The 23973-nt window shown below is 64.1% G+C and carries 22 protein-coding genes; 7 read left to right on the top strand and 15 right to left on the bottom strand.

Going from position 1 to position 23973, the window contains the following annotated elements:
* Nucleotides 1–67: 67 nt before the first annotated feature.
* Nucleotides 68–529 (bottom strand): RT0821/Lpp0805 family surface protein, encoded by a 462-nt coding sequence (locus X771_RS158010; protein WP_023687129.1) that lies wholly within the window; start codon nucleotides 527–529, stop codon nucleotides 68–70.
* 40 nt (nucleotides 530–569) lie between these two features.
* On the opposite strand from X771_RS158010, the gene pdxH reads away from it, so the two are divergent.
* On the top strand, nucleotides 570–1187 hold the full coding sequence (pdxH, locus tag X771_RS158015; protein ID WP_023668448.1) for a pyridoxamine 5'-phosphate oxidase: 618 nt from the start codon (nucleotides 570–572) through the stop codon (nucleotides 1185–1187).
* An 8-nt stretch (nucleotides 1188–1195) separates the two neighbouring features.
* Here pdxH and X771_RS158020 read toward each other — a convergent pair whose 3' ends face one another.
* Together X771_RS158020 and X771_RS158025 are read right to left on the bottom strand one after the other, a co-directional pair.
* Nucleotides 1196–1948 carry a crotonase/enoyl-CoA hydratase family protein gene (locus X771_RS158020; RefSeq protein WP_023687128.1) on the bottom strand — a complete coding sequence of 251 codons (753 nt, stop codon included), beginning with the start codon at nucleotides 1946–1948 and terminating at the stop codon, nucleotides 1196–1198.
* Between the two features lie 31 nt (nucleotides 1949–1979).
* The gene (locus X771_RS158025; protein ID WP_023687127.1) at nucleotides 1980–3758 is read right to left on the bottom strand and encodes an acyl-CoA dehydrogenase family protein; all 1779 of its coding nucleotides are present in this window, start codon (nucleotides 3756–3758) and stop codon (nucleotides 1980–1982) included.
* Between the two features lie 448 nt (nucleotides 3759–4206).
* Here X771_RS158025 and X771_RS158030 point away from each other — a divergent pair, with 448 nt between their 5' ends.
* Entirely contained in the window at nucleotides 4207–5319 is a 1113-nt protein-coding gene (locus X771_RS158030; protein WP_033001343.1) for a glycoside hydrolase family 25 protein, read from the top strand.
* A gap of 3 nt (nucleotides 5320–5322) precedes the next feature.
* Here X771_RS158030 and purD read toward each other — a convergent pair whose 3' ends face one another.
* Both purD and X771_RS158040 read right to left on the bottom strand, forming a co-directional pair.
* Complete coding sequence (gene purD / locus X771_RS158035) at nucleotides 5323–6609, bottom strand: phosphoribosylamine--glycine ligase (RefSeq protein ID WP_023687125.1); 1287 nt, start codon at nucleotides 6607–6609, stop codon at nucleotides 5323–5325.
* A gap of 133 nt (nucleotides 6610–6742) precedes the next feature.
* Nucleotides 6743–7537: a phytanoyl-CoA dioxygenase family protein gene (locus X771_RS158040; protein ID WP_023687124.1), complete on the bottom strand. Its 795-nt coding sequence runs from the start codon at nucleotides 7535–7537 to the stop codon at nucleotides 6743–6745.
* Nucleotides 7538–7628: 91 nt separating this feature from the next.
* Between X771_RS158040 and X771_RS158045 the strand changes: the two genes are divergently transcribed.
* Nucleotides 7629–8540, top strand: a complete 912-nt coding sequence (locus X771_RS158045; RefSeq protein WP_023687123.1) for a LysR family transcriptional regulator — start codon at nucleotides 7629–7631, stop codon at nucleotides 8538–8540.
* A gap of 51 nt (nucleotides 8541–8591) precedes the next feature.
* Complete coding sequence (gene ubiA, locus X771_RS158050) at nucleotides 8592–9575, top strand: 4-hydroxybenzoate octaprenyltransferase (protein ID WP_023687122.1); 984 nt, start codon at nucleotides 8592–8594, stop codon at nucleotides 9573–9575.
* A gap of 172 nt (nucleotides 9576–9747) precedes the next feature.
* Here ubiA and X771_RS158055 read toward each other — a convergent pair whose 3' ends face one another.
* From X771_RS158055 to X771_RS158065, 3 genes are all read right to left on the bottom strand, one after another.
* Nucleotides 9748–10314, bottom strand: coding sequence for a DUF6101 family protein (locus tag X771_RS158055; RefSeq protein WP_023668457.1), 567 nt, complete (start codon nucleotides 10312–10314; stop codon nucleotides 9748–9750).
* Nucleotides 10315–10498: 184 nt separating this feature from the next.
* Entirely contained in the window at nucleotides 10499–11929 is a 1431-nt protein-coding gene (locus tag X771_RS158060; protein ID WP_023687121.1) for an FAD-binding oxidoreductase, read from the bottom strand.
* 18 nt (nucleotides 11930–11947) lie between these two features.
* Nucleotides 11948–12913: an L-threonylcarbamoyladenylate synthase gene (locus X771_RS158065; RefSeq protein WP_023687120.1), complete on the bottom strand. Its 966-nt coding sequence runs from the start codon at nucleotides 12911–12913 to the stop codon at nucleotides 11948–11950.
* Between the two features lie 370 nt (nucleotides 12914–13283).
* On the opposite strand from X771_RS158065, the gene X771_RS158070 reads away from it, so the two are divergent.
* Both X771_RS158070 and X771_RS158075 read left to right on the top strand, forming a co-directional pair.
* Nucleotides 13284–13736: a hypothetical protein gene (locus X771_RS158070; protein ID WP_023687119.1), complete on the top strand. Its 453-nt coding sequence runs from the start codon at nucleotides 13284–13286 to the stop codon at nucleotides 13734–13736.
* Nucleotides 13737–13901: 165 nt separating this feature from the next.
* Nucleotides 13902–14285, top strand: a complete 384-nt coding sequence (locus X771_RS158075; RefSeq protein ID WP_081731237.1) for a hypothetical protein — start codon at nucleotides 13902–13904, stop codon at nucleotides 14283–14285.
* Between the two features lie 76 nt (nucleotides 14286–14361).
* On the opposite strand, the gene glyS is transcribed toward X771_RS158075, so the two are convergent.
* The 3 genes from glyS to X771_RS158085 form a co-directional block, all read right to left on the bottom strand.
* On the bottom strand, nucleotides 14362–16830 hold the full coding sequence (gene glyS, locus X771_RS1000000165830) for a glycine--tRNA ligase subunit beta (RefSeq protein ID WP_023687117.1): 2469 nt from the start codon (nucleotides 16828–16830) through the stop codon (nucleotides 14362–14364).
* A 425-nt stretch (nucleotides 16831–17255) separates the two neighbouring features.
* Nucleotides 17256–17657 carry a DUF559 domain-containing protein gene (locus tag X771_RS158080; RefSeq protein ID WP_023668463.1) on the bottom strand — a complete coding sequence of 134 codons (402 nt, stop codon included), beginning with the start codon at nucleotides 17655–17657 and terminating at the stop codon, nucleotides 17256–17258.
* A 397-nt stretch (nucleotides 17658–18054) separates the two neighbouring features.
* Complete coding sequence (locus X771_RS158085) at nucleotides 18055–18999, bottom strand: glycine--tRNA ligase subunit alpha (RefSeq protein WP_023687115.1); 945 nt, start codon at nucleotides 18997–18999, stop codon at nucleotides 18055–18057.
* A gap of 176 nt (nucleotides 19000–19175) precedes the next feature.
* Here X771_RS158085 and X771_RS158090 point away from each other — a divergent pair, with 176 nt between their 5' ends.
* Entirely contained in the window at nucleotides 19176–19637 is a 462-nt protein-coding gene (locus X771_RS158090; protein WP_023687114.1) for a GNAT family N-acetyltransferase, read from the top strand.
* A 209-nt stretch (nucleotides 19638–19846) separates the two neighbouring features.
* Here the strand turns inward: X771_RS158090 and X771_RS158095 are convergent, their stop codons facing one another.
* From X771_RS158095 to X771_RS158110, 4 genes are all read right to left on the bottom strand, one after another.
* Complete coding sequence (locus tag X771_RS158095) at nucleotides 19847–21622, bottom strand: tetratricopeptide repeat protein (protein WP_023687113.1); 1776 nt, start codon at nucleotides 21620–21622, stop codon at nucleotides 19847–19849.
* A gap of 191 nt (nucleotides 21623–21813) precedes the next feature.
* Entirely contained in the window at nucleotides 21814–22230 is a 417-nt protein-coding gene (locus X771_RS158100; protein ID WP_023684368.1) for a DUF1284 domain-containing protein, read from the bottom strand.
* Between the two features lie 110 nt (nucleotides 22231–22340).
* Nucleotides 22341–22934, bottom strand: coding sequence for a biotin transporter BioY (locus tag X771_RS158105; protein WP_023684369.1), 594 nt, complete (start codon nucleotides 22932–22934; stop codon nucleotides 22341–22343).
* Nucleotides 22935–23303: 369 nt separating this feature from the next.
* Nucleotides 23304–23972 (bottom strand): GntR family transcriptional regulator, encoded by a 669-nt coding sequence (locus X771_RS158110; protein ID WP_023687112.1) that lies wholly within the window; start codon nucleotides 23970–23972, stop codon nucleotides 23304–23306.
* Nucleotide 23973: the final 1 nt, after the last annotated feature.

Here is a 23973-nt window from a genome sequence, read left to right as displayed (position 1 = left end):
GGAAGAAATTCCAGTGGCGCGCAGGCTTATCGAGGGTTGAAATTGCGGTGCCCGCAAACCTCGAAAATCAGAGCGGTTTGAAGTCCTGCATGTGCCAGCCGCCGGCCGCGGCGATGCACAATTGCCCCTTGAACAAAGCGACGCCGTCGAAGCTTTCGCGCGAGGCGGTAAAGCTGCGGCAGGCCTGGCCGTTGTCCTGCACTTCGGCGAGTTCAGTGATGGAGCCGCGCGAGCCGGTGTCGGCATTCGCCCAGGGCACGGCCTGGCCGCGAAGCTCCTCGATGTCGGCCGAAGACACCGCATTGCCGATCGTGGTCTGGTCGGAAGCGCTGTCGGCGTCCGTCGATGTCACCCTGGCCGGCGCGCTTGAGGTGACGATGGAACGATCGACCTCGGCCTTTTCCAGGCTGAAGCCGCCGGCGCCGCAGGCGGCAAGCGGCAGTGCGATAATCACGATCACGGCTTTCGAACTGGCCGAAGCGATAACGCTCCATTGCCCGCTGTCAAAAGCTTGCGCGATACGCGACAATCGGCAACCTCCTGAAGCTCGATACAATTTGAGAAAAACTATGAGTGACACTGAGTTAACAAGTAGTGACTTTACCGAAGCCGCCGAGCCGTTCCGGCTCTTTGCCGAGTGGCTGGAGGACGCCAAGAAAAGCGAAATCAACGACGCCAACGGCGTAGCACTTGCAACCGTCGATGCCGACGGCATGCCGGATGTGCGGATGGTGCTGCTCAAGGGTTTCGATGAAAGCGGCTTTGTCTTCTACACGAATTTCGAGAGCGCCAAGGGCCGCGAGATTCTTGGCAGCATGAAGGCGGCGATGTGCTTCCACTGGAAATCGCTGCGCCGCCAGGTGCGCATACGCGGTCCGGTGGAGATCGTCAGCGACGCTGAAGCCGACGCCTATTACGCGACGCGGCCGCGCGGCAGCCGGATCGGCGCATGGGCTTCGAAACAGTCGCGGCCGCTGGAAAGCCGCTTTGCCCTGGAGAAGGCGGTGGCCGAATACACGGCGCGCTACCCTATCGGCGAAATCCCGCGGCCAAAGCACTGGTCGGGCTTCCGCATCGTGCCGCAGGCGATCGAGTTCTGGCACGACCGGCCATTCCGGCTGCACGATCGGCTGGTCTTTTCGCGCAACGCCGAAGGCGGCTGGGACAAGACACGGCTTTATCCCTGAGGATAAGTTCAGGCCTTCTTGCGCGTCATGAAGGCCGTCAACGCGGCGCGCGCTTCGTCGGACTTCAGCCGCTCGGAGAAACGCTCGCTCTCCACCTTGATGCGGGCGACAAGCTCGTCGCGCGGGGCGCGCATCAGGTCACGAGCGATCTTCAGCGCCTGCGGCGGCTTGGCGGCGATCGCGCCGGCCGCGGCGAGTGCCGCGGCTTCTAGCCCGTCCTCCTCGACCACCTCATAGATCAGGCCGGCGGCCTTGGCGCGTTCGGCGGAAAAACCTTCGCCGAGTCCAAGCAGCGCAAAGGCGCCCTGCCTGCCGAGGATGAGCGGCGCCAGCAGGCTGGAGCCCGCCTCCGGCACCAGGCCGAGGTCGACGAAGGGTGTGCGGAACACCGTGCGCGGCGTGGCGAAAGTCAGGTCGCAATGCAAATTGAGCGTGGTGCCGATGCCGACCGCAATGCCGTCGACGCCGGAGACCATCGGCTTCTCCGTTTTGGCCAGCGCCATCAGGAAGTCCCAGACCTCGTTGCCGCCCTCACCGCCGGTGGCGATGACCAGGAAATCGGCGAGATCGTTGCCGGAAGAGAAGGCGCCTGAAACACCGAGGAAGACATGGACGCGGACCGCCGGATCGGCATCGCCCTCGGCCAGCGCCTTGGACATTGTCGCGTACATGGCGCGCGTCAGTGCGTTCTTCTTGTCGGGACGGTTCATGCGGATGATCTGGATGGCGCCCTGGCGCTCGACGAGAATATGGTCTGTCACGGTCATTCTTCCCTGGTGAGCGCTCTGGTATTCAGGCCGTTATCAGCGCCTTGCCGGCGGTAGCGAGGCTCTCGGCGCCATCGATTACGCGTTCCTTCAAGGCGCTGACTTCGCCGAGCAGGTTTTCGGCGAAAAAGCGGCAAAGGGCGATGCGGCTCTGCTGGGCAAGTCCGCCACGCGCCAGATAAGCGCCGCCGGCAGCAAGCGAGATCAGCCTGAGATAGGGGGTCGCACCGGCTTGCGCTTCGTCCAGACGGCCGTCGGCCAGCAGCTTCTGCAGGAAGCGCGTCGCCTCGGTGAGATCGTCGAACGCCTGGTCAAGCGCTTCGGCGGTGCGGCCGAAGCCCTGCAGGTTCGAGGTCCGCACCTCGTCGGCGATGGCCTTCAGTTCGGCGATATAGCCATGCGCATGCTCGCCGCCGCCAAGCGGCAATTTGCGGGCTACAAGGTCGATCGCCTGGATGCCGTTGGTGCCTTCATAGATCGGCGCAATGCGGGAGTCGCGATAGAGCGCGGCCGCGCCCGTCTCCTCGATGAAGCCCATACCGCCGTGGACCTGGACGCCGAGCGATGCGACATCGACGCCGATATCGGTGGAAAAGGCCTTGGCCAGCGGCGTCAGCAGATTGGCGCGATCGCGCCAATGCGCGGCCTCCTCGCCTGTCGACACACGCGCAAAGTCGATGGCATAGGCGCAGGAATACGAGATGGCGCGGGCGATCTGGGTCAAAGCCTTCATGGTCAAGAGATTGCGCTGCACGTCGGGGTGATGGACGATCGGCGCCATCCCGGCGCCTGAAAAGTCCGATGCCTTGCCCTGGCGGCGCTCATTGGCATAGGCGATCGCCTTCTGCGTCGCGGCTTCGGCCACTGCCACGCCCTGCATGCCGACGCAAAGCCTCGCGTTGTTCATCATGGTGAACATGCAGGCGAGCCCCTTGTTCTCCTCGCCGATCAGCCAACCGACGGCGCCGGGCGCAGCACCCTGGAACCCGTCGCCATAGATCATGGTGCAAGTCGGCGAGGCATGGATGCCNTGGATGCCGAGCTTGTGCTCGAGGCCGGAACAGAAGACGTCGTTGCGGGCACCGAGCGAGCCGTCATCATTGACCAGGAATTTCGGCACCAAAAACAGCGAGATGCCGCGCGTGCCGGCCGGTGCGTCGGGCAGCCGCGCCAGCACCAGATGGATGATGTTGTCGGTGAAATCATGCTCGCCATAGGTGATGAAGATCTTCTGGCCGAAGATGCGGTAGGTGCCGTCGCCGGCAGGCTCGGCGCGACTGCGCAAGGCGGCGAGATCGGAACCGGCCTGCGGCTCGGTCAGGTTCATCGTCCCCATCCACTCGCCGGAGACGAGCTTTGCCAGATACTTTGCCTTCAGCGCTTCGGAGGCATGCTTGTCCAGCGCCTCGACGGCGCCCATGGTCAGCGTCGGGCCGATGCCGAAGGCCATGGCGGCGGAGTTCCACATTTCGAGCGCGGCAACGCCGAGCATGGTCGGCAGGCCCTGGCCACCGAATTCTTCCGGTCCGGACAGCGCGTTCCAGCCACCGCCGATCCAGCTGCGGTAAAGCGCCCTCCAGCCGGGCGGCATGGTCACGGCTGCATCCTTCAGCACCGCGCCGTGCTCGTCGCCGATCTTGTAGAGCGGCGCCACTTCCTCGCTGGCGAAGCGGCCGGCCTCGGCCAGGATGGCGTCGACAAGGTCTTCGCCGAGGTCGCCGAACGCGCCGCTGTCGAGCGCCGGTTTGAGCCCGGCGACATGCTTGAGCGTGAACGAAATGTCGTCGACCGGGGCCTTGTACATGCCGCTTTCTCCTCCGCTGCTCCGACTGCTCGATCCTAGGACCCGGGCCGATGCAAAACCATCCGCCTCTGGGCGGCCTCCGACCTTCTTTTTACGTAAACGTCAAACTTTGTCACGCGGATTTTCATCGAACTTCGTCGTCCACAGGTGGAGCGGGAGCGTAGCGGATGCCGAGTACCATGTCGCGACCTCGCGCCAGGGGCGCAACGGTGCAGAATTCCGCGCCGTGGCAACGCTTCGAAGTCGCGGAATGCATACTATGGTCCGCGCCGCGTCGCTTCGCTCCTTGCTTCGCCATAGAATGACGAAATCGCGAGAGCGACAGGACTCCTGCCCGAAAGCACTTCCTTAACCATACCGGTCCACCATCGGTGTTTGGTCAGCGGGGATCCCCTGTTTGAAAACGCCGGCGCATCTTCTTCGCCGCTCAGCGATCGCTCTCGCGGCGATGATGGCGCTGACGTCAGCGGCTACAGCCTCGGACTTTTCCGAGCCTTGGCGGGATGGCGACCGCGCGCTGGTGGTCGACGCCTATGAATACAATTCCATCGACTGGGCGCAGCTTGCCACCGACAAGCGCATTGTCGGCTTCATCAACAAGGCCTCCGACGGGCTGCCGCCGCCCTATTTCTGCTACGGCGACGAGCCTACGGTCAAACTCTGCAAGACATTGTGGAAACGCTTTGCGGTGACGCGCGAGCTGTTTCAGACGCGCAAGGTGGTGGCCAAGGCGCTCGGCCTGAAATGGGGCGCCTATCATCTTGCCCGCCCCGGCAATCCGCTCGAGCAGGCCAACAGTTTCATCGATTTCGCCGAGCCAGCCCCTGACGATCTGCTCGCCCTCGATCTCGAAGGCAACGACCCCTCGCAATGGATGTCGCTCGAGGATGCCGAGGAATTCGTGCGCCAGGTGCACCGGCGGCTCGGCCGTTTCCCGATCCTCTACACCAACGGCAAGACCGCCCAGTACATCGCCGACAACCGCTACCAATACCGTCTGCTGTCGCGGCTGCCGCTCTGGTATGCGCGCTACAAGCCCGACATCGACGTGCATTTTCCGATGGGCAACTGGCAGGGCTATGCGCTGTGGCAGTTCTCGGCGCAGGCCAATTGCGGGCGTCTGCGCTGCCCCTACCGCGTCGCCGGCACGCCCAACGACATCGACGTCAACGTCGCGCCGATGGACGCGGCGGCACTGCGCCAGGAATGGCCCTTCGGCGGCCTGATCGACGTGCCGCCCGACTACCTCGCCTCAATACCGGTGCCGGTGTCGCGCGCGGCCGGGCTCGCCGGCAAAGTCACCATCACATACGCCGATGTGGCGACGCCACCGACGGTCGAGGAAATGGTGGCGGTGCTCGGCGCGCGCTGGCAGACATTCCGCGCCGCCTTCCGCATGCCGGTGGTCAAGACGGTGCCGCGCCGCGCGCGCTTCGGCATTGCCGAGTATGTCGCCTGGAAGCGGACCACGTATCGTTCGGAGGCTCTGCTCGAGGCCGCCTTCTCGCAGGCCGCCGACCCGGTCAGCACCGCTTCGACGGAACTGGTTCGCGAGCGCTGAGGCCTATGTGGCGGCGCTGGCCTTTTCCCGCGCCACCGCCTGCCAGCCTATGTCGCGGCGGCAGAAGCCTTGCGGCCAGTCGATACGGTCGAGCGCGGCGTAAGCGCGGCTTTGCGCTTCGCCCACCGTCTTGCCTGATGCCGTGACGTTGAGCACGCGGCCGCCATTGGCGACCAGCGCGCCGCCATTGATGGCAGTGCCGGCATGGAAAATCTCAACGCCTTCGCCAGCGGCTTCGTCGAGACCCCGAATGACCGAGCCTTTTTCCGGCGTCCCGGGATAGCCCTGTGCCGCCATCACCACGGTCAGCGCGGCATCGTCGCGCCAGCGGATCGAACTGTGCGCCAACTGGCCGTCGACGGCGGCGTTGAGCAGCACCAGCAGATCGTCCTTCAGCCGCATCATCAGCACCTGACACTCGGGATCGCCGAAGCGGGTGTTGTATTCGATCAGCTTCGGCCCCTTGTCGGTGATCATCAGCCCGGCAAACAGAATGCCGGCGAACGGCGCGCCAAGCTCGGCCATGCCGCGCATGGTCGGCTCGACGATCTCGCGCATGGTGCGCTCGACCATTTCGGGGCTCATCACCGGCGCCGGCGAATAGGCGCCCATGCCGCCGGTGTTGGGGCCGGTATCGCCATCGCCGACGCGCTTGTGGTCCTGCGCGGTGCCAAAGGGAAGTGCGGTCGTGCCGTCGCACAGGCAGAAGAAACTCGCCTCCTCGCCGGTCATGAATTCCTCGACTACTACCTCAGCGCCGGCGTCACCGAATGCGCCGTCGAAACAAGCATCGAGGGCGGCGCGCGCCTCGTCCAGCGTCATGGCGATGGTGACGCCCTTGCCGGCGGCAAGCCCGTCGGCCTTGATGACGATCGGCGCGCCGACCTTTTCGACATAGGCTTTCGCCGAGGCAAGATCGGTGAAGCGGCCATAGGCGGCGGTCGGGATGCCGTATTTGGCGCAAAGGTCCTTGGTAAAACCTTTCGAGCCTTCGAGCCGCGCTGCCCGCTTCGACGGGCCGAAGACGCGGATGCCCTGCTCACGCAGATCGTCGGCAATGCCGGCGACCAGCGGCCCTTCCGGCCCGACGACGACGAGATCGATCGCGTTGTCCTGGCAGAAGCTGGCAACAGCGGCATGGTCGGCGATGTCGAGCTTGACCAGTTCGGCCTCGTGGGCGATGCCCGGATTGCCGGGCACGGCATAGAGCCTGGTCAAAAGCGGCGAGGCCGCGATCTTCCAGGCCAGGGCATGTTCGCGGCCGCCGGAGCCGATCAACAAAACGCGCATGCCGATGTCCCTTGTCATTTCACGACAGGGACTGCGCTATTGCCCCGGGCGGCGCGGGTCAAGAGTTTTACCTTGCGCCATACCGGTTGCGCACGGGAACGTCGCGCCGAGAGCACGGCGTCCCCGGCCGGTATCAGCTCTGGAAGACCACTGGAAACCAGTCCTCGCGCAGTTTCTGGCCGGGCTTCATGTCATGGCCGGGATAGGGCGGCGAGGTACGGCCGGGGCGCTCGACATAGCGCGCATCGTCGCCGACCCAGCGCAGCGACAGCGCCCGGCGACGCGACGCGGTCGGATTGCCGCGCGCACCATGCGCGGTGCGGAAGTCGAACAGGATGGCGTCGCCCGGCTCCATCTCCCATTCGAGCACCTTCAGCGACGGGTCCTTGTCTGGATCCGGCACGGGCAGATAATCGCCCTCGCCGGCATAGAAATTGCTGTCATCGAGCCAGCGCACCGGCAGGATCATCTTGTCCCATTTGTGCGAGCCGGCGATCAGCCGCAGCGTCGCTTCCTTGACCGGATCGATCGGAATCCAGAAGCTGACGGTCTGGGTGCCATCGACGAAGTAATACGGGATGTCCTGGTGCCAAGGCGTCGGCTTTTGCGTGCCCGGTTCCTTGACCAGCACATGGTCGTGGAAGAACTGGGCGCTGCGCGACTGCATCGCCGCTGCCGCGAGTTCCGCGGCCGGGGAATTGCGCACCACGTCGACGAATTCGGGAATGCGCTCCCAATTGCAGTAATCGTCGAAGAAGCTGCCCTTGCCGTTGGCGATGTCCGAGGCCGTGGCGCTGCGGTTTTGCATGTTGCGCTCGATGCCGGCGGCGATGGTGCCGACCCAGTCCTTGAAGGCGCCGCGTATGCAGACCGCGCCGTCGCGCTGGTAGTCGGCAATCGCTGCGGCATCAATATGTCTGGCGGCCATCTCATGTCTTCCCTGTTTCGATGACCGACTATCGCAGCCGCCGCACATCGCGTAAAATAATAACTTCTCATCTCCCTTATAGCTTTACTCTATGAACCTGACCCTCACCCAGTTGCGCTACCTCGTCACTGTTGCCCGTCACGGCAGCGTCACCGTGGCCGCCCGGATGCTGAACGTCTCGCAGCCCTCGATCTCGGTGGCGATCGACAATGTCGAAGCGACGCTCGGCCAGAAACTGTTCGTGCGCCAGCGCGGCAGCGGCATCGCGCTGACCTCGTTCGGCCGCAGCGCGGTGGCGAAGGCAAAGCAGGTGCTGGCCGAAGCGGACGAACTGGTTGGGCTCGGGACGCGCGACGCCGATGTCGGGGGCGAACTTGTGCTCGGCTGTTTCGAGGATCTGGCGCCCTATTTCGCGCCGGCGCTGATCCGCGCTTTTTCGCAACGCTGCCCGGCGGTCACCGTGGTGGTCCGCGACGAGACCTTCGAGACGCTCGGCCGGCGGCTCGGCGATGCGGCAATCGATCTCGGCCTGACCTACGATCTCGGCCTGCCCTCGCACTTCGCCCGCATCCTGCTGCATGAGCTGCGGCCACACGCGCTTCTGCCGCAAGGCCACGCGCTGGCCAGCCAGGCCAGTGTCAGCCTGGCGGAGCTGGCGACCCATCCCTTGATCACCACCGACCAGCCGCACAGCTGGCAGCATATGCTGGACCTGTTCCTCAGCCGCGGCCTGTCGCCGGTCTCGCAATCGACGGCGAGTTCGTTCGAACTGCAGCGCAGCATGGTCGCCAACGGCTTCGGCGTCGCGGTGAGCTACACCAGGCCTTATGGCGACAGGAGTTATGACGGGCTGCCGCTGGTCTGCAAGCCGCTGTCCGATCCGCTGCCGATGCAGCGCATCATCCTCACCCATGACACAAGGCAAAGGCTGTCGAAGGCGGCGCTGGCCTTCACGGAGGTGGCGAAGGAATGGTTTGCCAGCCACGATATTTTCACCGCCTGAGCGACAATGCGGCCGCTTGACGGCGCACGCCGCTGCTGCCACTCCAGCACGATGGAAACCATCCAGTCGAAAGCCGCACAGGGCCGCGTCGCCGACGCGCCGAGCGGCCATTGGGTCTACAAGATATTGCCGCGCTGGCTGTGGCCTTACGCGCAGCTTGCGCGCTGGGACCGGCCGATCGGCTGGCAATTGCTGCTGTGGCCCTGCTGGTGGTCGGCAGCGCTTGCGGCCAGCGCCTATCCCCGCCCGGCAGACCCGTTGCTCACATTGCTGCCGTCGCCGTGGTTCCTGTTCCTGTTCTTTGTCGGCGCCGTCGCCATGCGTGGCGCCGGCTGCACCTATAACGACATTGTCGACCAGGACATCGACAACAAGGTCGAGCGCACGCGCTCGCGGCCATTGCCGGCCGGCAAGGTGACGCGCCGCCAGGCCTGGATATTCCTGGTCATCCAGGCGTTGCTGGGCCTGGTCGTGCTGTTGCAGTTCAACGACTTCGCCATTCCGCTCGGCATCGTCTCGCTGGTCATCGTTGCCGTCTATCCCTTCATGAAGCGCTTCACCAACTGGCCGCAATTGGTGCTCGGGCTCGCCTTCTCCTGGGGTGCGTTAATGGGCTGGGCGGTCGAGTTCGGCGATCTCGATGGCCCGGCCATCATGCTCTATATCGGCTCGATCCTGTGGGTGATCGGCTACGACACTATCTACGCGCATCAGGACAAGGAAGACGACGCCATCGTCGGCGTGCGCTCGACGGCGCGGCTGTTCGGCGACAACACCAAGACCTGGCTGGTCGGGCTTTATGGCGGCACGCTGGTCTGCTTCGCCATCGCCTTCGCCTCGGCGCAGGCGCCGGTGGTGGCGCTGGCCGGGCTGATCGCCGCCGGCGCCCATATGGCGCGGCAGATAGCGGTTCTGGATATCGACGATCCCGATCAATGCCTGCGGCTGTTCAAATCCAACAACCAGGTCGGCTGGTTGATCTTCATCGGCCTGATCGGCGGTGCTCTGTGGGTGGCGCTAAAGCCGCTGGTGTAGGCTCCCTCTTCCTTCTCCCCTTGTGGGAGAAGGTGGATCGACGCGCAGCGCCGAGACGGATGAGGGGTGCTCCAGCGGAGTGAGGCGTTGGCGTTCCCTGGAACACCCCTCATCCGTCTTGCCGCTTCGCGGCAATCCACCTTCCCCACAAGGGGGGAAGGAGAAGAGCGCTCTATTCTCTCGAAATAATCTCCTGGCCGTCGATCACCAGTCTCAGCCCGAGATTGCCGGCCCTGCGGCGGGCGAGGAAGCGCGGGCGGCGCGTGGTCGAGACCCGGCCCTTGCGGCGATCCTTGGCCGGCAGCGCCTTGATGGCGGCGCCGAGCGATTCCTCAAGCGTGCGGGCAATGCCGTCGGATTCGATCAGCAGCATCTGCAGCCGGTAGGCGTCGGCCCAGGCGCGCCAGTCGGCGGCGACGTCGTCGAGATCGTCGGCCACCAGCAGCGGCACCGACAGCATCGGGTCGTTGTGCAGGAGTTCGAGGGTTACCGTGACATTGCCTTGCGCATCCTCCATCGCGCGGGCGGCGACGCCGCGAAACGCGTTGGCGGGCAGCGCGATGATCGCCGGCACGCCGCTCATCTCGAGCGTGCGGCGGATGACGGCGCCGCGCTGGTCGATGGTGAAGGTAACGTCGCCATAGTCGTCGCGCGTGGCATAGCTCACCACTTGCGGCAGGCGGAATGGGTCGAGGCGCATGTTGCGCCCGGCCCAGACGGGCTTCAATACACTGTTCATCTGCTGCCTTCCTGTGTTTCTCCTGAGAGCCGCTTTCACGGATCCCACCGGGCCAGTTTTCCCGGCCTCGTTGTGTGAAACATTAGCGCGAGCTTCTGCCGCGCGGCTTAAGAAAGTCAGTTAAATTTTGCTGATCTCAGGCGATGGTTATCGGAATGAAACCAGCCACAAAATGTTGAAAGGATCAGATAACCTTACCGGGATTCATGATGCCGGCCGGATCGAAGACGGCCTTCACCCGGCGCATCAGTTCGATCGCCATTGGCGGCGCGGTGGCGATCAGTTCGTCGCGCTTCAACTGGCCGATGCCATGCTCGGCCGAGATCGAACCGTGGAAGGAGCGCACGACATCGTGCACGGCATGGTTCATGGCGTGGTAGAGGCCGAGAAACGCTTCGTCGTCACCGCCCTCCGGCCGGGAGATGTTGTAGTGCAGATTGCCGTCGCCCATATGACCGAAGCAGACCACGCGCGCCTGCGGACTGACCGAAGCCACTGCACCGGCCGCCTTTTCGATAAACGCCGGGATGGATGCCACCGGCACCGAAATATCATGCTTGATCGAAGCACCTTCGGGCTTTTGCGAATCCGGCAGCACCTCGCGGAAGTTCCAGAACGCGTCGCCCTGCGCCAGGCTGGCCGCGATCACCGCGTCGCCGACGATGCCTTGCTGGAGGCCTGCCGACAGCACTTCTTCGATCAGCCCCCTGGCGTCCTCGGCTGAACGGCCCGACGACACCTGCATCAACACATACCATGGCCAATCCTGCGCCAGCGGCCGCGTGACGCCCTGCGCATGGCGCAGCGTGAAATCATACGGACGCCGGCCGATCAGCTCGAAGGCGGTGAGTGCCGCCCCTGCCCGGTCCATCGCCAGGCTGAACAGCGAAAGCGCTGCTTCCGGCGACGACAGGCCGGCAAAGGCCACTTCGCGCCCCTTGGGCTTGGGAAACAGTTTCAGCACCGCTGCGGTGATGATGCCGAGCGTGCCTTCGGCGCCGACGAACAGGTTCTTCAGATCGTAGCCGGTGTTGTCCTTCTTCAATTTGCGCAGATCGTCGAAGACCTCGCCGGTCGGCAGCACCACTTCGACGCCGAGGCAGAGTTCGCGCGCATTGCCATAGGCAAGCACGCCGGTGCCGCCGGCATTGGACGAGAGATTGCCGCCGATCTGGCAGGACCCTTGCGCGGCGAGCGACAGCGGAAACAGCCGGTCGGCGGCATCGGCCGCTTCCTGCAGCGTCTGCAGGATAACGCCGGCCTCGACTGTTACCGTGTTGGAGAAGACGTCGATCTCGCGAATGCGGTTCAGCCGCGACAAAGAAAGCACGATCTCGCGGCCGGATGCGTCAGGCACCTGGGCGCCGACCAGCCCGGTGTTGCCGCTTTGCGGCACGACCGGCGTTCCCGTCTCGCTCGCCAGGCGCATGATCCGGCTGATCTCGTCGACGCTGCCGGGGCGCAGCACCAAGGCGGTCCTGCCGTGCCATAGGCCGCGCCGCTCGGTCAGATACGGCGCAATATCGGCCTGGTCGCGCAGCGCATATTTGTCGCCGACGATTGCCGCGAAGCGGGCGATGAGAGCGGGATCGAGGTCGAAGGGTGCGTCGTTCATGGGCGCAAACTATGGCGCTCAATCGAGCTTGTCACGGGGGGCAGCGGCACGAAACAGCCGATCGTTGATCGCCTCGCCGAGCCCATCGAACGGGATCGGCTCGACGGCGATCGTCGCCGCACCGCTGCGGTCGAGTTCCTGCAAATACGCGAACAGATTGCTTGCGGCTTCGCGCAAATCGCCTGACGCGGACAGGTTGCGCAAGGCGGCCGCCGCTTGCCAGCCTTCGGCGCGGTCGCCACCAAAGGCCAGCAAGGCCTCGCCTTCAGCCACACTCTGTGCATCGAGCCGCACCGCGGCGCCCGGCGCGTAATGCGACGCCAGCATGCCTGGCGCCTCGATGCCGGCTGTCGCGCCGCGCTGCAGCTTGATGCCGGTGACGGCCTCGATATCGGCGGCAGCGATGCCGCCTGGCCTCAGCAGCCGCACGCTGTTGCCTTCGACCTTGACGATGGTCGATTCCAGCCCGACCGGGGTGGCGCCGCCATCGACCACCAGCCGGATTTTGGCGCCGAGATCGGCCGCCACGGCTTGCGCCGTCGTCGCGCTTATCTTGCCCGAAGAGTTCGCGCTGGGCGCGGCCAGCGGCCGGCCGAGCCTGGCGATCAGCTCTCCGCCGAAGCCCCTCGGCATGCGCAGCGCGATCGTATCGAGCCCGGCGGTGACCAGCGGATGGATGCCGTTGCCGGGTCGGAGCGGCAGCACCAGCGTCAGCGGCCCCGGCCAGAACGCCTCGGCCAGCCGCTTCGACAGCGGGTCGAAGATCGCAATGCGCTCGGCCATCGCGAGATCGGCGACATGGGCGATCAGCGGGTTGAAGCGCGGCCGGCCCTTGGCTTCGAAGATGCGGGCGACGCCGACGCCATTGGTCGCGTCGCTGGCCAGTCCATAGACGGTCTCCGTCGGGATAGCGACGACGTCGCCGCCCTCGAGCAGCGCCAACGCCTGCTCCATCGCTGCGCCGACGGATATTATCTCAGCCACTCGCTTCACCTCACAGGCGCCGGACCTAAAGCGCGTCGCGCTGCACCGGATTCATGCGACGCGCTTTAGGTCTTTGTTTTGATGCATGTCGTTCTCTCAAAACCGGGGCCACTTTTGAGCGACATGCATTAGAGCGGTTCAGCGGTTCGCTGAACCGCTCTAAGTATTTGTTTTTGCGCAATTCCGGACGGAAAACCGCTACTCACTTTTCCTGGAATTGCTCTAATACGGCAGTGGTTTTCGGGCAAGCCGGCGTTGGCGAATTATCAATGCCTAAAATGCTATGTTTCCCTGCAAGCCGGCATCAATCCACTGGGGTTAGTCTAATTGGGTTAGGGCTGGCGGCTTGTCGGGCAAGGGGACGGTTTCGATGTCGATGCGTGTGCTTGGAGCGCTTGGTTTCACCCTGGCGGCGATGACCGGTGGGGCGCACGCCTCGTCCATCGTCTTTCTCGGCGTCTCGACCTCGACGCCATCGGTCATCAAGGTTGGCGGATCCGAACCGGTCAAGATCGCCTCGACGCCATCGATCGTCGCGCTCGGCGATGCCCAGCCCGATGTGACTTATGAAAAGGTCGCGGCGATCCCCGAAAAGCCTAGGCAGGATCCGATGATCATTCGCGGCGGCATCGTCGGCGGCGCCTTCGCCGCGCCGGCTCCGGCCAGGGCGAGCGCCGCGGCGCCGGCAACTGAGCCGACGGCAGAGACCGCACCAGCCGGAACTGCAACGGCATCGAACGGCAAGCCCGAGTCGCAACCGGCAGCGCCGCAGCCGGCAACAACACCGCAGCAGCCGATCGAGGGCGTCGGCAAAGCCGAGTAGGCCATTCAGCCAAAACAGTCGGCCAAGACAGTCGGCCGATCCATGCCGCTTGACGCCAATCGACAGCCCGGCGCACGATCGGCTTGGCGGCGGCGGCCCCAATTTCGCCAATCGGTTTTGGCATGAGCGCGCCGGGTTGTAGGAGAGCGAGGGGTTATCATGAACATGACGAAATCTTTGATTATTGCCGGCCTGTTGCTGGCGTCACCTATAGGTGTCGGCGGCGCGCAGGCCGGTGACGAGCTAGGGTCCTACGTCGCGCGCATTTCCGATCGCGACCACCATGCCAGCGACGGCTATGAGCTGAGCAGCGCAGCCCAGATGGTGCGGCAGGACCGCGCCAACTGGCACAAGTTCCACCGGCGCGATGCCGACGACCAGGGCGATGACTGGTTCCGCAGCAACGATGATCGCGCGTATCTGGAACGCATGCTGAAGCGCGGTGGCGCGATGAGCTCCTCGACACGGAACGCCATCGTCAATGGCGAGCCGCTGATCCAGGTCGACGTCTATTCAGACAGCGTGCATGTCAGCATTTTGGAGGACTGACGGAGTCAGCCTCATGAGGACTGAAAACAAGACGGGCGGCGTATGAACGCCGCCCGTCTTCGGACTTGTCCGTCCCTTAGCCAGCAATTCTGGAGAAATCAGCCACCTGGTCGGTGGCCGTGCGGATGCGGGCGAGCAACGCCAGACGGTTGGCGCGCACGGCCTGGTCCTCATCATTCACGAGAACACGTTCAAAGAATGAATCAACCGGTTCACGCAGCACGCTAAGCGCCAGCATGGCGGCGGAAAAGTCTTCGTTTTGAATCGCTTCGCCGGCTTCTCTCTCCGCCTGATTCACCGCCGCAAACAGCGATTTCTCGGCCTCCTCGCGAAACAGCGCCGGCTCAGCAGTCTCGGCGACGAGCGTTTTCTTCTTCTCCTCGGCAGCCAGAATGTTGGCCGCCCGCTTGGCGCCGGCGAGCAGGTTCTTGCCGTCCTCGGTGTCGAGGAAGGACCCCAGAGCTTCGACGCGACGCACGATCTGCAGGAGGTCGTCCGAGTGCGATTGGCCGATCTCCCCCCTTGTGGGGGAGATGCCCGGCAGGGCAGAGGGGGGCGCGCCAGAATGAGAGGTCGGCGGGACAGCGCCCCCCTTTGTCGGCTTCGCCGCCCCCAAAAGGGGGGAGATTGGCGCGCTTCCACGACCTGCCAGCACGGCGTCAATGAGATCATGCCGAGCGCCCTGGTCGCGGAGATAGACTTTCAGGCGGTCGTGGAAGAAGGCGAGGAGGTCGGGGCCAAAGGCCCGTCCAGCCTTAGACGCGAGATAACTCGCCGTTTGATAGGCACTATCGAAGAGCGATGTCAGCGGCAGTGAGATCCCGTTCTCGACCAAGATTCTCACCACGCCAAGCGCGGCCCTTCTCAGCGCGTAAGGGTCCTTAGACCCCGTCGGCTTTTCATCAATGGCCCAGAAACCGACCAGCGTATCGATTTTGTCGGCCAGCGCGACGGCAATCGACACCGGATTGGTCGGCACGCTATCCGACGGACCTTGCGGTTTGTAGTGCTCCTCGATCGCCGCAGCCACGGACGGATGCTCGCCCTGCAGCAGCGCGTATTTGCGCCCCATGGCGCCTTGCAGTTCCGGAAACTCGCCCACTGCTTCGGTCGTAAGATCGGCCTTGGCGAGCACCGACGCACGCCCGGCGAGCGCGGTAATCTCCCCCCTTGAGGGGGAGATGTCGCCGAAGGCGACAGAGGGGGTCGTCTCGCGTGGAGCGCCAACTCCCTCTTTCTTCGAGAGACCGGGCGGCGTCGCGGCAGCCGAAGCGACCCCCTCTGGCCTGCCGGCCATCTCCCCCTCGAGGGGGAAGATGGAGTGCGCCACTGTCGGCGCCAGCTCTTCCGCCAGCCGCTTGATCCGCTCCACCCGCTCGCCTTGCGTGCCGAGCTTGGCGTGGAAGGTGACATTGAGATGGTCGAGGCGGGCCATGCGCTGGTCGAGCGGTTTCTTCAGATCGAGGCCGAACTTTTTTGCCGATGCCTCGAGTTCTCCCAGATCGGGCAGATCGCCCTGGTCGGTCTTCCAGAAATACAGCGCATCCGACAGGCGCGCGCGCACCACCTTGCCGTTGCCGTGCGCGATCTCCTTGCCGCCGTCCTTGGCCTCGATGTTGGCGGTGAGGATGAAGCGGTTGGAAAGGTTTTCGCCGTCGCCCTGCGGCCGGGTGACAAAGCATTTCTGATTGGCGCGGATGGTCAGCCGGACCACTTCTGGCGGAATGGCAAGAAAGGCCTGCTCGAATTCGCCCATCAGCACCACCGGCCATTCGACCAGGCCCGACACTTCTTCCAGCAGCCCTTCGTCCTCGACCAGATCGAGCCCGTTGGCGAAGGCGAGGTTGCGGGCGTCGGCAAGGATGATCTCCTTGCGCCGGTCGCCATCGAGCACGACCTTCGCTGCTTCGAGCTTGGTCACGTAATCGTCGAAGCGACGCACGGTGATTTCACCCGGCGCCATGAAACGATGGCCGTAGGTGATATTGCCCGAGCGGATGCCATCGATCTCGAAATCGACCACCACCGGCTCCTCGGTCTCCGGGCCGAAGGTGCACAGGATCGTCTGCAGCGGCCGCACCCAGCGCAGCGAACCGGGCTTGGCCGAAGCCGGCCCCCAGCGCATCGATGTCGGCCACGGGAAGCTGCGAATGATGGCCGGCACCAGCTCGGCGATGATTTCTTCCGCCGCCCTGCCCGGCTTCGAAATATGGGCGACGTAGAAATCGCCCTTCTTCGGATCGGAATGGACATGCGCCTCGGCAGCCGAGGCAAGACCTGCCTTGCGCAGAAAGCCCTGCACCGCCTGTTCCGGCGCCGTCGTCGACGGCCCCTTGATCTCCTCGTGGATATCCTTCGAGCGCGCGGTCAGGCCCCTGACATCGAGCGCCAGGCGCCGCGGCGTCCAGTATTCGCGCGCGGCGTCATAGGTCAGACCCGCCTCGACCAGACCGTCGGTCAGCATCTTCCTGAGATCGCCCGCCGCCTTGCGCTGCATGCGGGCGGGGATTTCCTCGGAGCGGAGTTCCAGCAACAAATCCGGCATCAGAGTTTCTCCACCCGCATGCCTTCTCCCTGATTGCGCGTCCTCGCGCCTCCGGCGCTGCGGTTGCGCGGCCGGGCGGGGATTTCCTCGGAGCGAAGTCCTAGCAAAAGATCAGGCATCAGAGTTTCTCCACCCGCATGCCTTCTTCCTGATTGCGGGTCCTCGCGCCTCCGGCGCTGCGGTTGCGCGGCTGGGCGGGGATTTCCTCGGAGCGAAGTTCTAGCAAAAGATCCGGCATCAGAGTTTCTCCACCCGCATGCCTTCTTCCTGATTGCGCGTCCTCGCGCCTCCGGCGCTGCGGACGCGCGGCTGGGCGGGGATTTCCTCGGAGCGAAGTTCTAAGAGCAGGTCTGGCATGGTTAAGCTCCCACCCTCCCCTTGATGGGGAGGGTCGGCGCGTAGCGCCGGGGTGGGGTGGCGACCTCTCAGCCGCCGATACCTTCGGCACCATCGCGCAAACGCAGGTGTGATTTTCGTTCTTCCACCGCCGCATAGATCGTATCGAGCACGGAATCCAGTTCGTTTTTGATTTCATGGTTCCAGAAGCGAATGACGCGGTAGCCTTGGCTCTCGAACCATTTCGTTCGACGCTCGTCATGGTGCTGTTGGTCATCGAAGCTGTGATGGGCACCGTCCACCTCAATGATCAGCTTCAGCCGGTGGGAGATGAAATCAGGGAAGTAAACGCCTACCGACGCCTGCCTGCGAAAATGAGTGCCTTCTACTGGAATGCGCCACAGATGCCGCCACAGGATGCGTTCCTCGTCGGTCATCGCCGCGCGAAGCCTTTGCGCAGACTGCAGCTTGAATCGATCGAGTTTTGGCATGGAACGTCGCGCTGTCACCCCCACCCGCCGCTTCGCGGCGACCTCCCCCATCTAGGGGGAGGTAAGAGGGCATAGCAACTCGGCTGACCGCTGTTTCCAGGAATTTTGACCGCCCCTGTCGGGCCGCAACCAGCCCGCCCGTCCTTTGATCAAAGATTTCCATGAACCAAACGCAGCGCTGAAGCGACCAACGCTCAGGCAGGGACCTATTGGCTGAACGACCATGAAAACGGCATCGAGACTTCTCCAGATCATCGCGCTCAGCGCCTGTTTCGCCGCGCAGGTGCATGGCGCCTTCTCGATGCCGGGCGTACGGCAGGCTATGCGGACCATGGCGGGGTCGACTGGCCCGATGTTGGCCCCAATCAACATTTCCCTCGAAATGATGAAGTGAGCCTCAGGCGGCGAGCCCGCCGGCCTGGGTCTGCAAAAATGCCTCGCCGCAGGCTTTCGCCAGATTGCGCACCCGCAGGATGTAGCTCTGCCGCTCGGTCACCGAAATCACGCCGCGCGCGTCGAGCAGGTTGAAGACGTGGCTGGCCTTGATGCACTGGTCATAGGCCGGGAAGACCATGCGGTGCATCGGCAGATTGTCGTTCGAAGCCGGGGCGCCGGCCGCGAGCAGCGCCTTGCATTCGGCTTCGGCGTCCTCGAAATGCCTGAGCAGCATGGCGGTGTTGGCATATTCGAAATTGTGCCTGGAATATTCCTGCTCGGCCTGCAGGAAGACATCGCCATAGGTGACTTTTTCGGCGCCTTCTCGGCCGTTGAAGTTGAGGTCGTAGACATTGTCGACGCCCTGCACATACATGGCCAGCCGCTCCAGGCCGTAGGTCAGTTCTCCCGCCACCGGCGCGCATTCGATGCCGCAGACCTGCTGGAAATAGGTGAACTGCGACACTTCCATGCCGTCGCACCAGCACTCCCAGCCGAGCCCCCAGGCGCCAAGCGTCGGGCTTGCCCAGTCGTCCTCGACGAAGCGAATGTCGTGCAGCAACGGATCGACGCCGATCGCCTTCAGCGAGCCGAGATAGAGTTCCTGCAGGTTCGGCGGGTTGGGCTTCAGGATCACCTGGTACTGGTAATAATGCTGCAGCCGGTTGGGGTTTTCGCCGTAGCGGCCGTCCTTGGGCCGGCGCGAGGGCTGGACGTAGGCGGCGTTCCAGCCCTTGGGCCCGAGCGCGCGCAGCGTGGTGGCCGGATGGAAGGTGCCGGCGCCGACTTCCATGTCGTAAGGCTGCAGGATGACGCAGCCATAGGCGGCCCAGTAATTGTGCAGGGTCAGGATCAGCCCCTGGAACGAGCGGCTGGGATGCATATGGGCTGGACTGTCTGACGTCACGGCGGCCTCGGAAAGCGCTGAAATGATGCCATTCCCTAGTTGCCGGGCCGGTAGGCGTCAAGGCAGCGCCTATCGCCGCCTTGATGAGAGGTTGAACGCTTTGCTTCGGACTGGCCCATTGCCGGACGGTGCCGGTGGCCGTTTGCTCGCCCAGCTTCAACGACAAAGGTTCAGCCATGCAAGGCCAGTTCACCGTACGCCCCGTCACCCGAGAGGATTACGAGCAATGGCTGCCGCTGTGGGACGGCTACAATGCGTTTTACGGCCGCTCGGGCGAGACCGCCCTGCCCGGTGACATCACTGCAATGACATGGTCGCGCTTCTTCGATGCCTATGAGCCGATGCATGCGCTGGTCGCCGAGAGCGAAGGCAAGCTTCTCGGCCTTGTCCACTATCTCTACCACCGCACCACGACGGCGATTTCGCCGAACTGCTATCTGCAGGATCTCTTCACCAATGAGGCGTCGCGCGGCAAGGGCGTCGGCCGGGCACTGATCGAAGACGTCTATACCAGGGCGCAAACCGCAGGCTCCAGCCGCGTCTACTGGCTGACACACGAAACCAACCACACGGCGATGAAGCTCTACGACAAGATCGGCGATCTCTCGGGGTTCGTCGTCTACCGAAAGCTGTTCTAGAATGAGCGCCAACGCTGGGTCTGCGCCGCGTCGCTTCGCTCCTTGCTCCGCCATAGAATGACGATCGCGATAGGGCGTCTCTATCTCTTTGTTTCTGTCGCAATTCCGAGCGGAAAACCGCGCACACTTTTCCTGGAATTGCTCTAAGACGCCAAGCCGAAACAAAAACGGGGCTCAGCGAGCCCCGTTTCATCAGAAGTATGGCCCGATCACCCCTTCGGCGCTGGCGGGGTGGCCGGCTTGACTTTCGGGGTTTCCTGCGCCGTGTTGGATTCGATCGGCGGCAGGCCCTTCATCAGCTTCTGCTGCAAAATGGCAAGCACATCGGGATCCGGCTTCAGGTCGCGCGCCTGATTCCACTGGAAAGTGGCTTCGAGCTTGCGGCCGACGCGCCAATAGGCATCGCCGAGATGGTCGTTGAGCACCGGATCTTCCGGCTTGAGCGACACGGCGCGCTCCATTTCGCGCACGGCGTCGTCGAACCGGCCCATGCGGAAATAGGCCCAGCCCAGCGAATCGACGATGTAGCCGTCGCTCGGCCTGAGGTCGACGGCCTTCTGGATCATCGCCAGGCCTTCCTTGAGGTTCATGTTCATGTCGACCCAGGAATAGCCGAGATAGTTCAGCACCTGCGGCTGGTCGGGGAACAGTTCCAGCGCCTTGAGGAAGTTCGGTTCGGCCTTGGGCCATTCCTTCAGCCGCTCATAGGCGATGCCGCGCTGATAGTAGATGTTCCAGTTGGCATTGGTCGGCGTCTTCAGCACCGCGACCGCATTGTCGTAGAGAGTGGCGGCGGAGCGGAAATCCTCCTTCGAGGCATAGACCCCGCCCAGCGCCAGATAGGCGCGCATGTCATCGGGGTGAGCTTCGACGAATGCCTTGAGATGGGCGATCGCCTCGTCGTGACGGTTGAGATCGGCAAGGTTGAGGCCGAGCTGCAGGTCGGAAAGCTCCTTCAGCGGCGAGGAGGCTGGAATGCGGCTATAGAGCGCAATGGCGCCTTCGCCGTCCTTCAGCTGCTCCGCAACGGCGGCAAGCTGCACCAAAGCGGCGTCGCTGTCTGGCTTGAGCGCGAGCGCATATTGCAGATAGAGGCGCACGAACGGCTCGCCGCCGCCGCGATTGAGCGCGATGGCGAGGTCGAGCAGGATTTCAGCGGCGCCTTCGGAGGGACTGGCGACGAAGGGCTCGATCTTGTCGCCCTTGCTGATCCTGTCGCGAAGCGCCTGGATGTCGAGCTTGCCGGGCGCGAACGCCTCGGCCTTGTCGAGCACGTAGAGCGCCTTGTTCTTGTTGCCCTTGCGCGCCAGGAAAGACGCGTAGGCCTGGGCGTTGCGCATCCATGTCTCGGGCGCGGCACCGCCGGCCGTGACGTCGGTCAGGGTCGCGTCATAAAGCGCGTCGGCCTTGTCCGACAGGCCTGCGGCATCGGCGATCAGCGCGCGGTGGAAGGACTTGAACAGGCCGAACCAGTCAGGCCCCTGCAGTTTGTCGATCGAGGCCATCGCCCCGGTGGGGTCGCCGGCGCCCTCTTGTGCCCAGCCGGACATGACGCCGGAAATCAGTCGGTCGAGATCGGATTCGAGCGACAGCTTGAGCCAGTACTGCGCCTTGGTGAAATCCTTCTTGTGGAAGGAATCGACCGCCAGAGCCAGACGCGAGAAGCGCTCGACGTCGGGAACTCCCTTGAGCTTGTCGGCATAGACCAGCGATTCCTCGAAGCGGCCTTGCGCGATCAGCGACAGCATCAGGCTTTGCTGCAGCGAGGTGTCGCCGGGATTGAAGGCGAGCGCCTGCTTGTAATAAGCGATGGCATTGTCGAGGTCGTTGTCGCCTTCGGCGATGCGGGCGGCGAGATAGGCGCCCGAGAAGGAGGTGATCTTGACCGGGTCGGTCGATTCCTTGGCGTAGGCAGGCAGCGGAGAAATCGCCATCCCTGCCACAATTGCCAGCCCCGCGAGCCAGCGCGCACGTCCTTGCCGCATCGTATCCCTTTCAGCCAAGCGCCATCCCGCGTCGGCGCGGAGAAGCCATAGACTCGATGTTTCCTGACAAAGCATGGCCTTTTTGGGGTCAGGCTTCAATCCGGGCCGAATTCACAATCGGGTCACCCGATTAACAAACCATGGCGACGCAGACACTATCGGTTCCGACAATAGCAGATCGGGGTTGGGAGCTACAGCCTGACATCGCGATATCCGCCTGCCGCGACAGTGCTGCACAGGCCGGCCCACTCGCAACCCTGGCAGGCCTCACGCGTCACGCCGGCTGCAAAGGCGGCGCGCAAGCCGGCAAGCGTTGCCGCGTCGAGGCTGAAGCGGACGCCGGCCCGGATCGGCCGGGTCAGCAGCTTGCCGACATCGCGTGCTGCCAGCTCGTCCCGGCCGGCGGCGCTTTCGCGCAAGCAGTGGGGCTGCGCCCCGCCGAGCAGCGGCTGGCAGATGTCGTCGGGGCCGGAGACGATCAGAATATCCTCGCCCCGGCCCAGACGTTTCGCGATCACGTCATAGTTGGCGACGAAGGCTGCGCTGTACCCTTCGCCGATATAGGTCAGCAGGCAAAGAAGATGGTGGGAGCGCAGCCGGACGGTCATCGGTCAGGACGCACCAGCGGAGCCTGTTCCATCCCGATGGTATCGGGATGGGGCTCCATCTCTTTGTTTGAGCATGATCTCTTCCGAAAACCGGACTCCACTTTTCGGGATCATGCTCCTGCCGGGTCCGCCTTGTTGCTCCAAAACAGCTTGAGCGTCGCGGCGCCGAGCGCCGATTTCAGCAGGCCGCCGACGAGGAAGGGCAAGAAGCCGAAGGCGATGGCCTGTTCGAGGCCGATCATGAGGGCGAGCCAGGCCGTGCCGAGAACCAGGCAGGCGAGGTTGCCGAGGACCATGCCGGCGAAGGCGAGCAGCACGCGGTTGCCGTTCCAGCCGCGCTCGGCCAGCCAGCCGACGAGCGCGCCGACAAGCGGGAAGGCGAAGAGATAACCGGCGGTCGGCCCGGCAAAATGCTGGATGCCGGCAGCTCCGCCCGACAGCACCGGCAAACCCACAGCGCCCTCGACGAGCCATGCGGCGATGGTGATCGCGCCGAGCCGCCAGCCGTAGAGCGCGCCCACCAGCGTCACCGCAAAGGTCTGCATGTTCATTGGAACCGGCAGCATCGGCACTTCCATGTAGGAGGCGAGCGCAATGGACAGCGTGCCGATGACGATGGCCGCGGCTTGCCAGGCATACGAGCGGGTTTGCAGGCGCAACGGGCTGAAGGAGGGCTTGGAGGGCGAAAAGGCGATGTCGGTCATGGCGGCTTCCCTGGCTGGTTTGAATTATAGATAATTTTGTTGTTCGATCTATTATCGAATCCATATTTGCGCGGGAATGGCAACCCTCGCCCCTAAAAAGGCTTGGGCTTGCGTGTCGAATAAAGGACATTTGGAAAGGCTGGCGGGACAGCACCCCCCTCTGGCCTGCCGGCCATCTCCCCCGCAAGGGGGGAGATCGGATGTCGCCTCTGCTTTCGCCAATGGCCGACGTTGCAGGACTAACGCAACGGCAAAGCTGTTGATCTCCCCCCTTGCGGGGGAGATGTCCGGCAGGACAGAGGGGGTGTGAAGGATCGCGGCGCTCGGGGTCTTCAGAGGAGCCACGACCAGGCCGTGTCTTCTTGTCCCCTACCCGACGATGGCAAACGCTTCGCGCATCTTGCCCGACGCGGTCTTGACCGGTTTCTGGCCGATCCACTGCACGTGCCGGCCAAGCGTGGCGGCGGCCGATTCGGTATTGCCCTGCCGCAGCGCGCTCAGGATCGCGCGATGATCCTGGTCGGTGCGGATTTCCCATTCCGAGCGCCATGCGGCGAACAGGAAGCGGGCGCTTGCGGCGTGCAAATCGTCGATGGTGGCGATGAGCCGCGGCATGCCGCAGGGCGCCAGGATCAGCCGGTGGAAGGTGCGGTTGGCCTCCTCCCAAGATCGGACATCGCGGGATTTGTCGCCGGCCTTTGTGGCTTCTTCGGCAAGATTGAGAATGGAAGCCGTCAGATGCGGCGCGGCATGGCGCAGCGCCAGCACTTCGAGGGCTGCCCGCATTTCGGCGACTTCCCTTACCTCGCCGAGATCGAAAGCGGCGACGCGCACGCCCCGCCTGGGCTCACTGACCGCCAGCCCTTGCGCCTCCAGGCGCCGGAAGGCTTCGCGCACCGGGACATGGCTGGTCTGGAATTCCTCGGCGATGTGATCCTGCCGCAGCCGGGCGCCTGGCTCGATCGCGCCCGATATGATGCGATCCGCCAGCACCTTGCTGATGCGCACGGCGATGGTGTCGTCTGCGGTCTTTGCCATG

Origin of the sequence: Mesorhizobium sp. LSJC269B00 (genome assembly GCF_000502815.1) — a bacterium.
Taxonomy (GTDB): Bacteria; Pseudomonadota; Alphaproteobacteria; order Rhizobiales; family Rhizobiaceae; genus Mesorhizobium.
This window is presented reverse-complemented; position numbering and strand designations above follow the sequence as displayed.

Excerpts from the sequence above, each read along its gene's own strand:
- X771_RS158045 (WP_023687123.1), top strand. The coding sequence starts at position 7,629 with ATGAACCTGACCCTCACCCAGTTGCGCTACCTCGTCACTGTTGCCCGT.
- X771_RS158105 (WP_023684369.1), bottom strand. The coding sequence starts at position 22,934 with ATGACCGACATCGCCTTTTCGCCCTCCAAGCCCTCCTTCAGCCCGTTG.
- X771_RS158100 (WP_023684368.1), bottom strand. The coding sequence starts at position 22,230 with ATGACCGTCCGGCTGCGCTCCCACCATCTTCTTTGCCTGCTGACCTAT.
- X771_RS158060 (WP_023687121.1), bottom strand. The coding sequence starts at position 11,929 with ATGAACGACGCACCCTTCGACCTCGATCCCGCTCTCATCGCCCGCTTC.
- X771_RS158075 (WP_081731237.1), top strand. The coding sequence starts at position 13,902 with ATGACGAAATCTTTGATTATTGCCGGCCTGTTGCTGGCGTCACCTATA.
- X771_RS158040 (WP_023687124.1), bottom strand. The coding sequence starts at position 7,537 with ATGGCCGCCAGACATATTGATGCCGCAGCGATTGCCGACTACCAGCGC.
- X771_RS158095 (WP_023687113.1), bottom strand. The coding sequence starts at position 21,622 with ATGCGGCAAGGACGTGCGCGCTGGCTCGCGGGGCTGGCAATTGTGGCA.
- X771_RS158055 (WP_023668457.1), bottom strand. The coding sequence starts at position 10,314 with ATGAACAGTGTATTGAAGCCCGTCTGGGCCGGGCGCAACATGCGCCTC.
- X771_RS158030 (WP_033001343.1), top strand. The coding sequence starts at position 4,207 with ATGATGGCGCTGACGTCAGCGGCTACAGCCTCGGACTTTTCCGAGCCT.
- X771_RS158070 (WP_023687119.1), top strand. The coding sequence starts at position 13,284 with ATGTCGATGCGTGTGCTTGGAGCGCTTGGTTTCACCCTGGCGGCGATG.
- X771_RS158080 (WP_023668463.1), bottom strand. The coding sequence starts at position 17,657 with ATGCCAAAACTCGATCGATTCAAGCTGCAGTCTGCGCAAAGGCTTCGC.
- pdxH (WP_023668448.1), top strand. The coding sequence starts at position 570 with ATGAGTGACACTGAGTTAACAAGTAGTGACTTTACCGAAGCCGCCGAG.
- glyS (WP_023687117.1), bottom strand. The coding sequence starts at position 16,830 with ATGCCGGATTTGTTGCTGGAACTCCGCTCCGAGGAAATCCCCGCCCGC.
- X771_RS158110 (WP_023687112.1), bottom strand. The coding sequence starts at position 23,972 with ATGGCAAAGACCGCAGACGACACCATCGCCGTGCGCATCAGCAAGGTG.
- ubiA (WP_023687122.1), top strand. The coding sequence starts at position 8,592 with ATGGAAACCATCCAGTCGAAAGCCGCACAGGGCCGCGTCGCCGACGCG.
- X771_RS158090 (WP_023687114.1), top strand. The coding sequence starts at position 19,176 with ATGCAAGGCCAGTTCACCGTACGCCCCGTCACCCGAGAGGATTACGAG.
- purD (WP_023687125.1), bottom strand. The coding sequence starts at position 6,609 with ATGCGCGTTTTGTTGATCGGCTCCGGCGGCCGCGAACATGCCCTGGCC.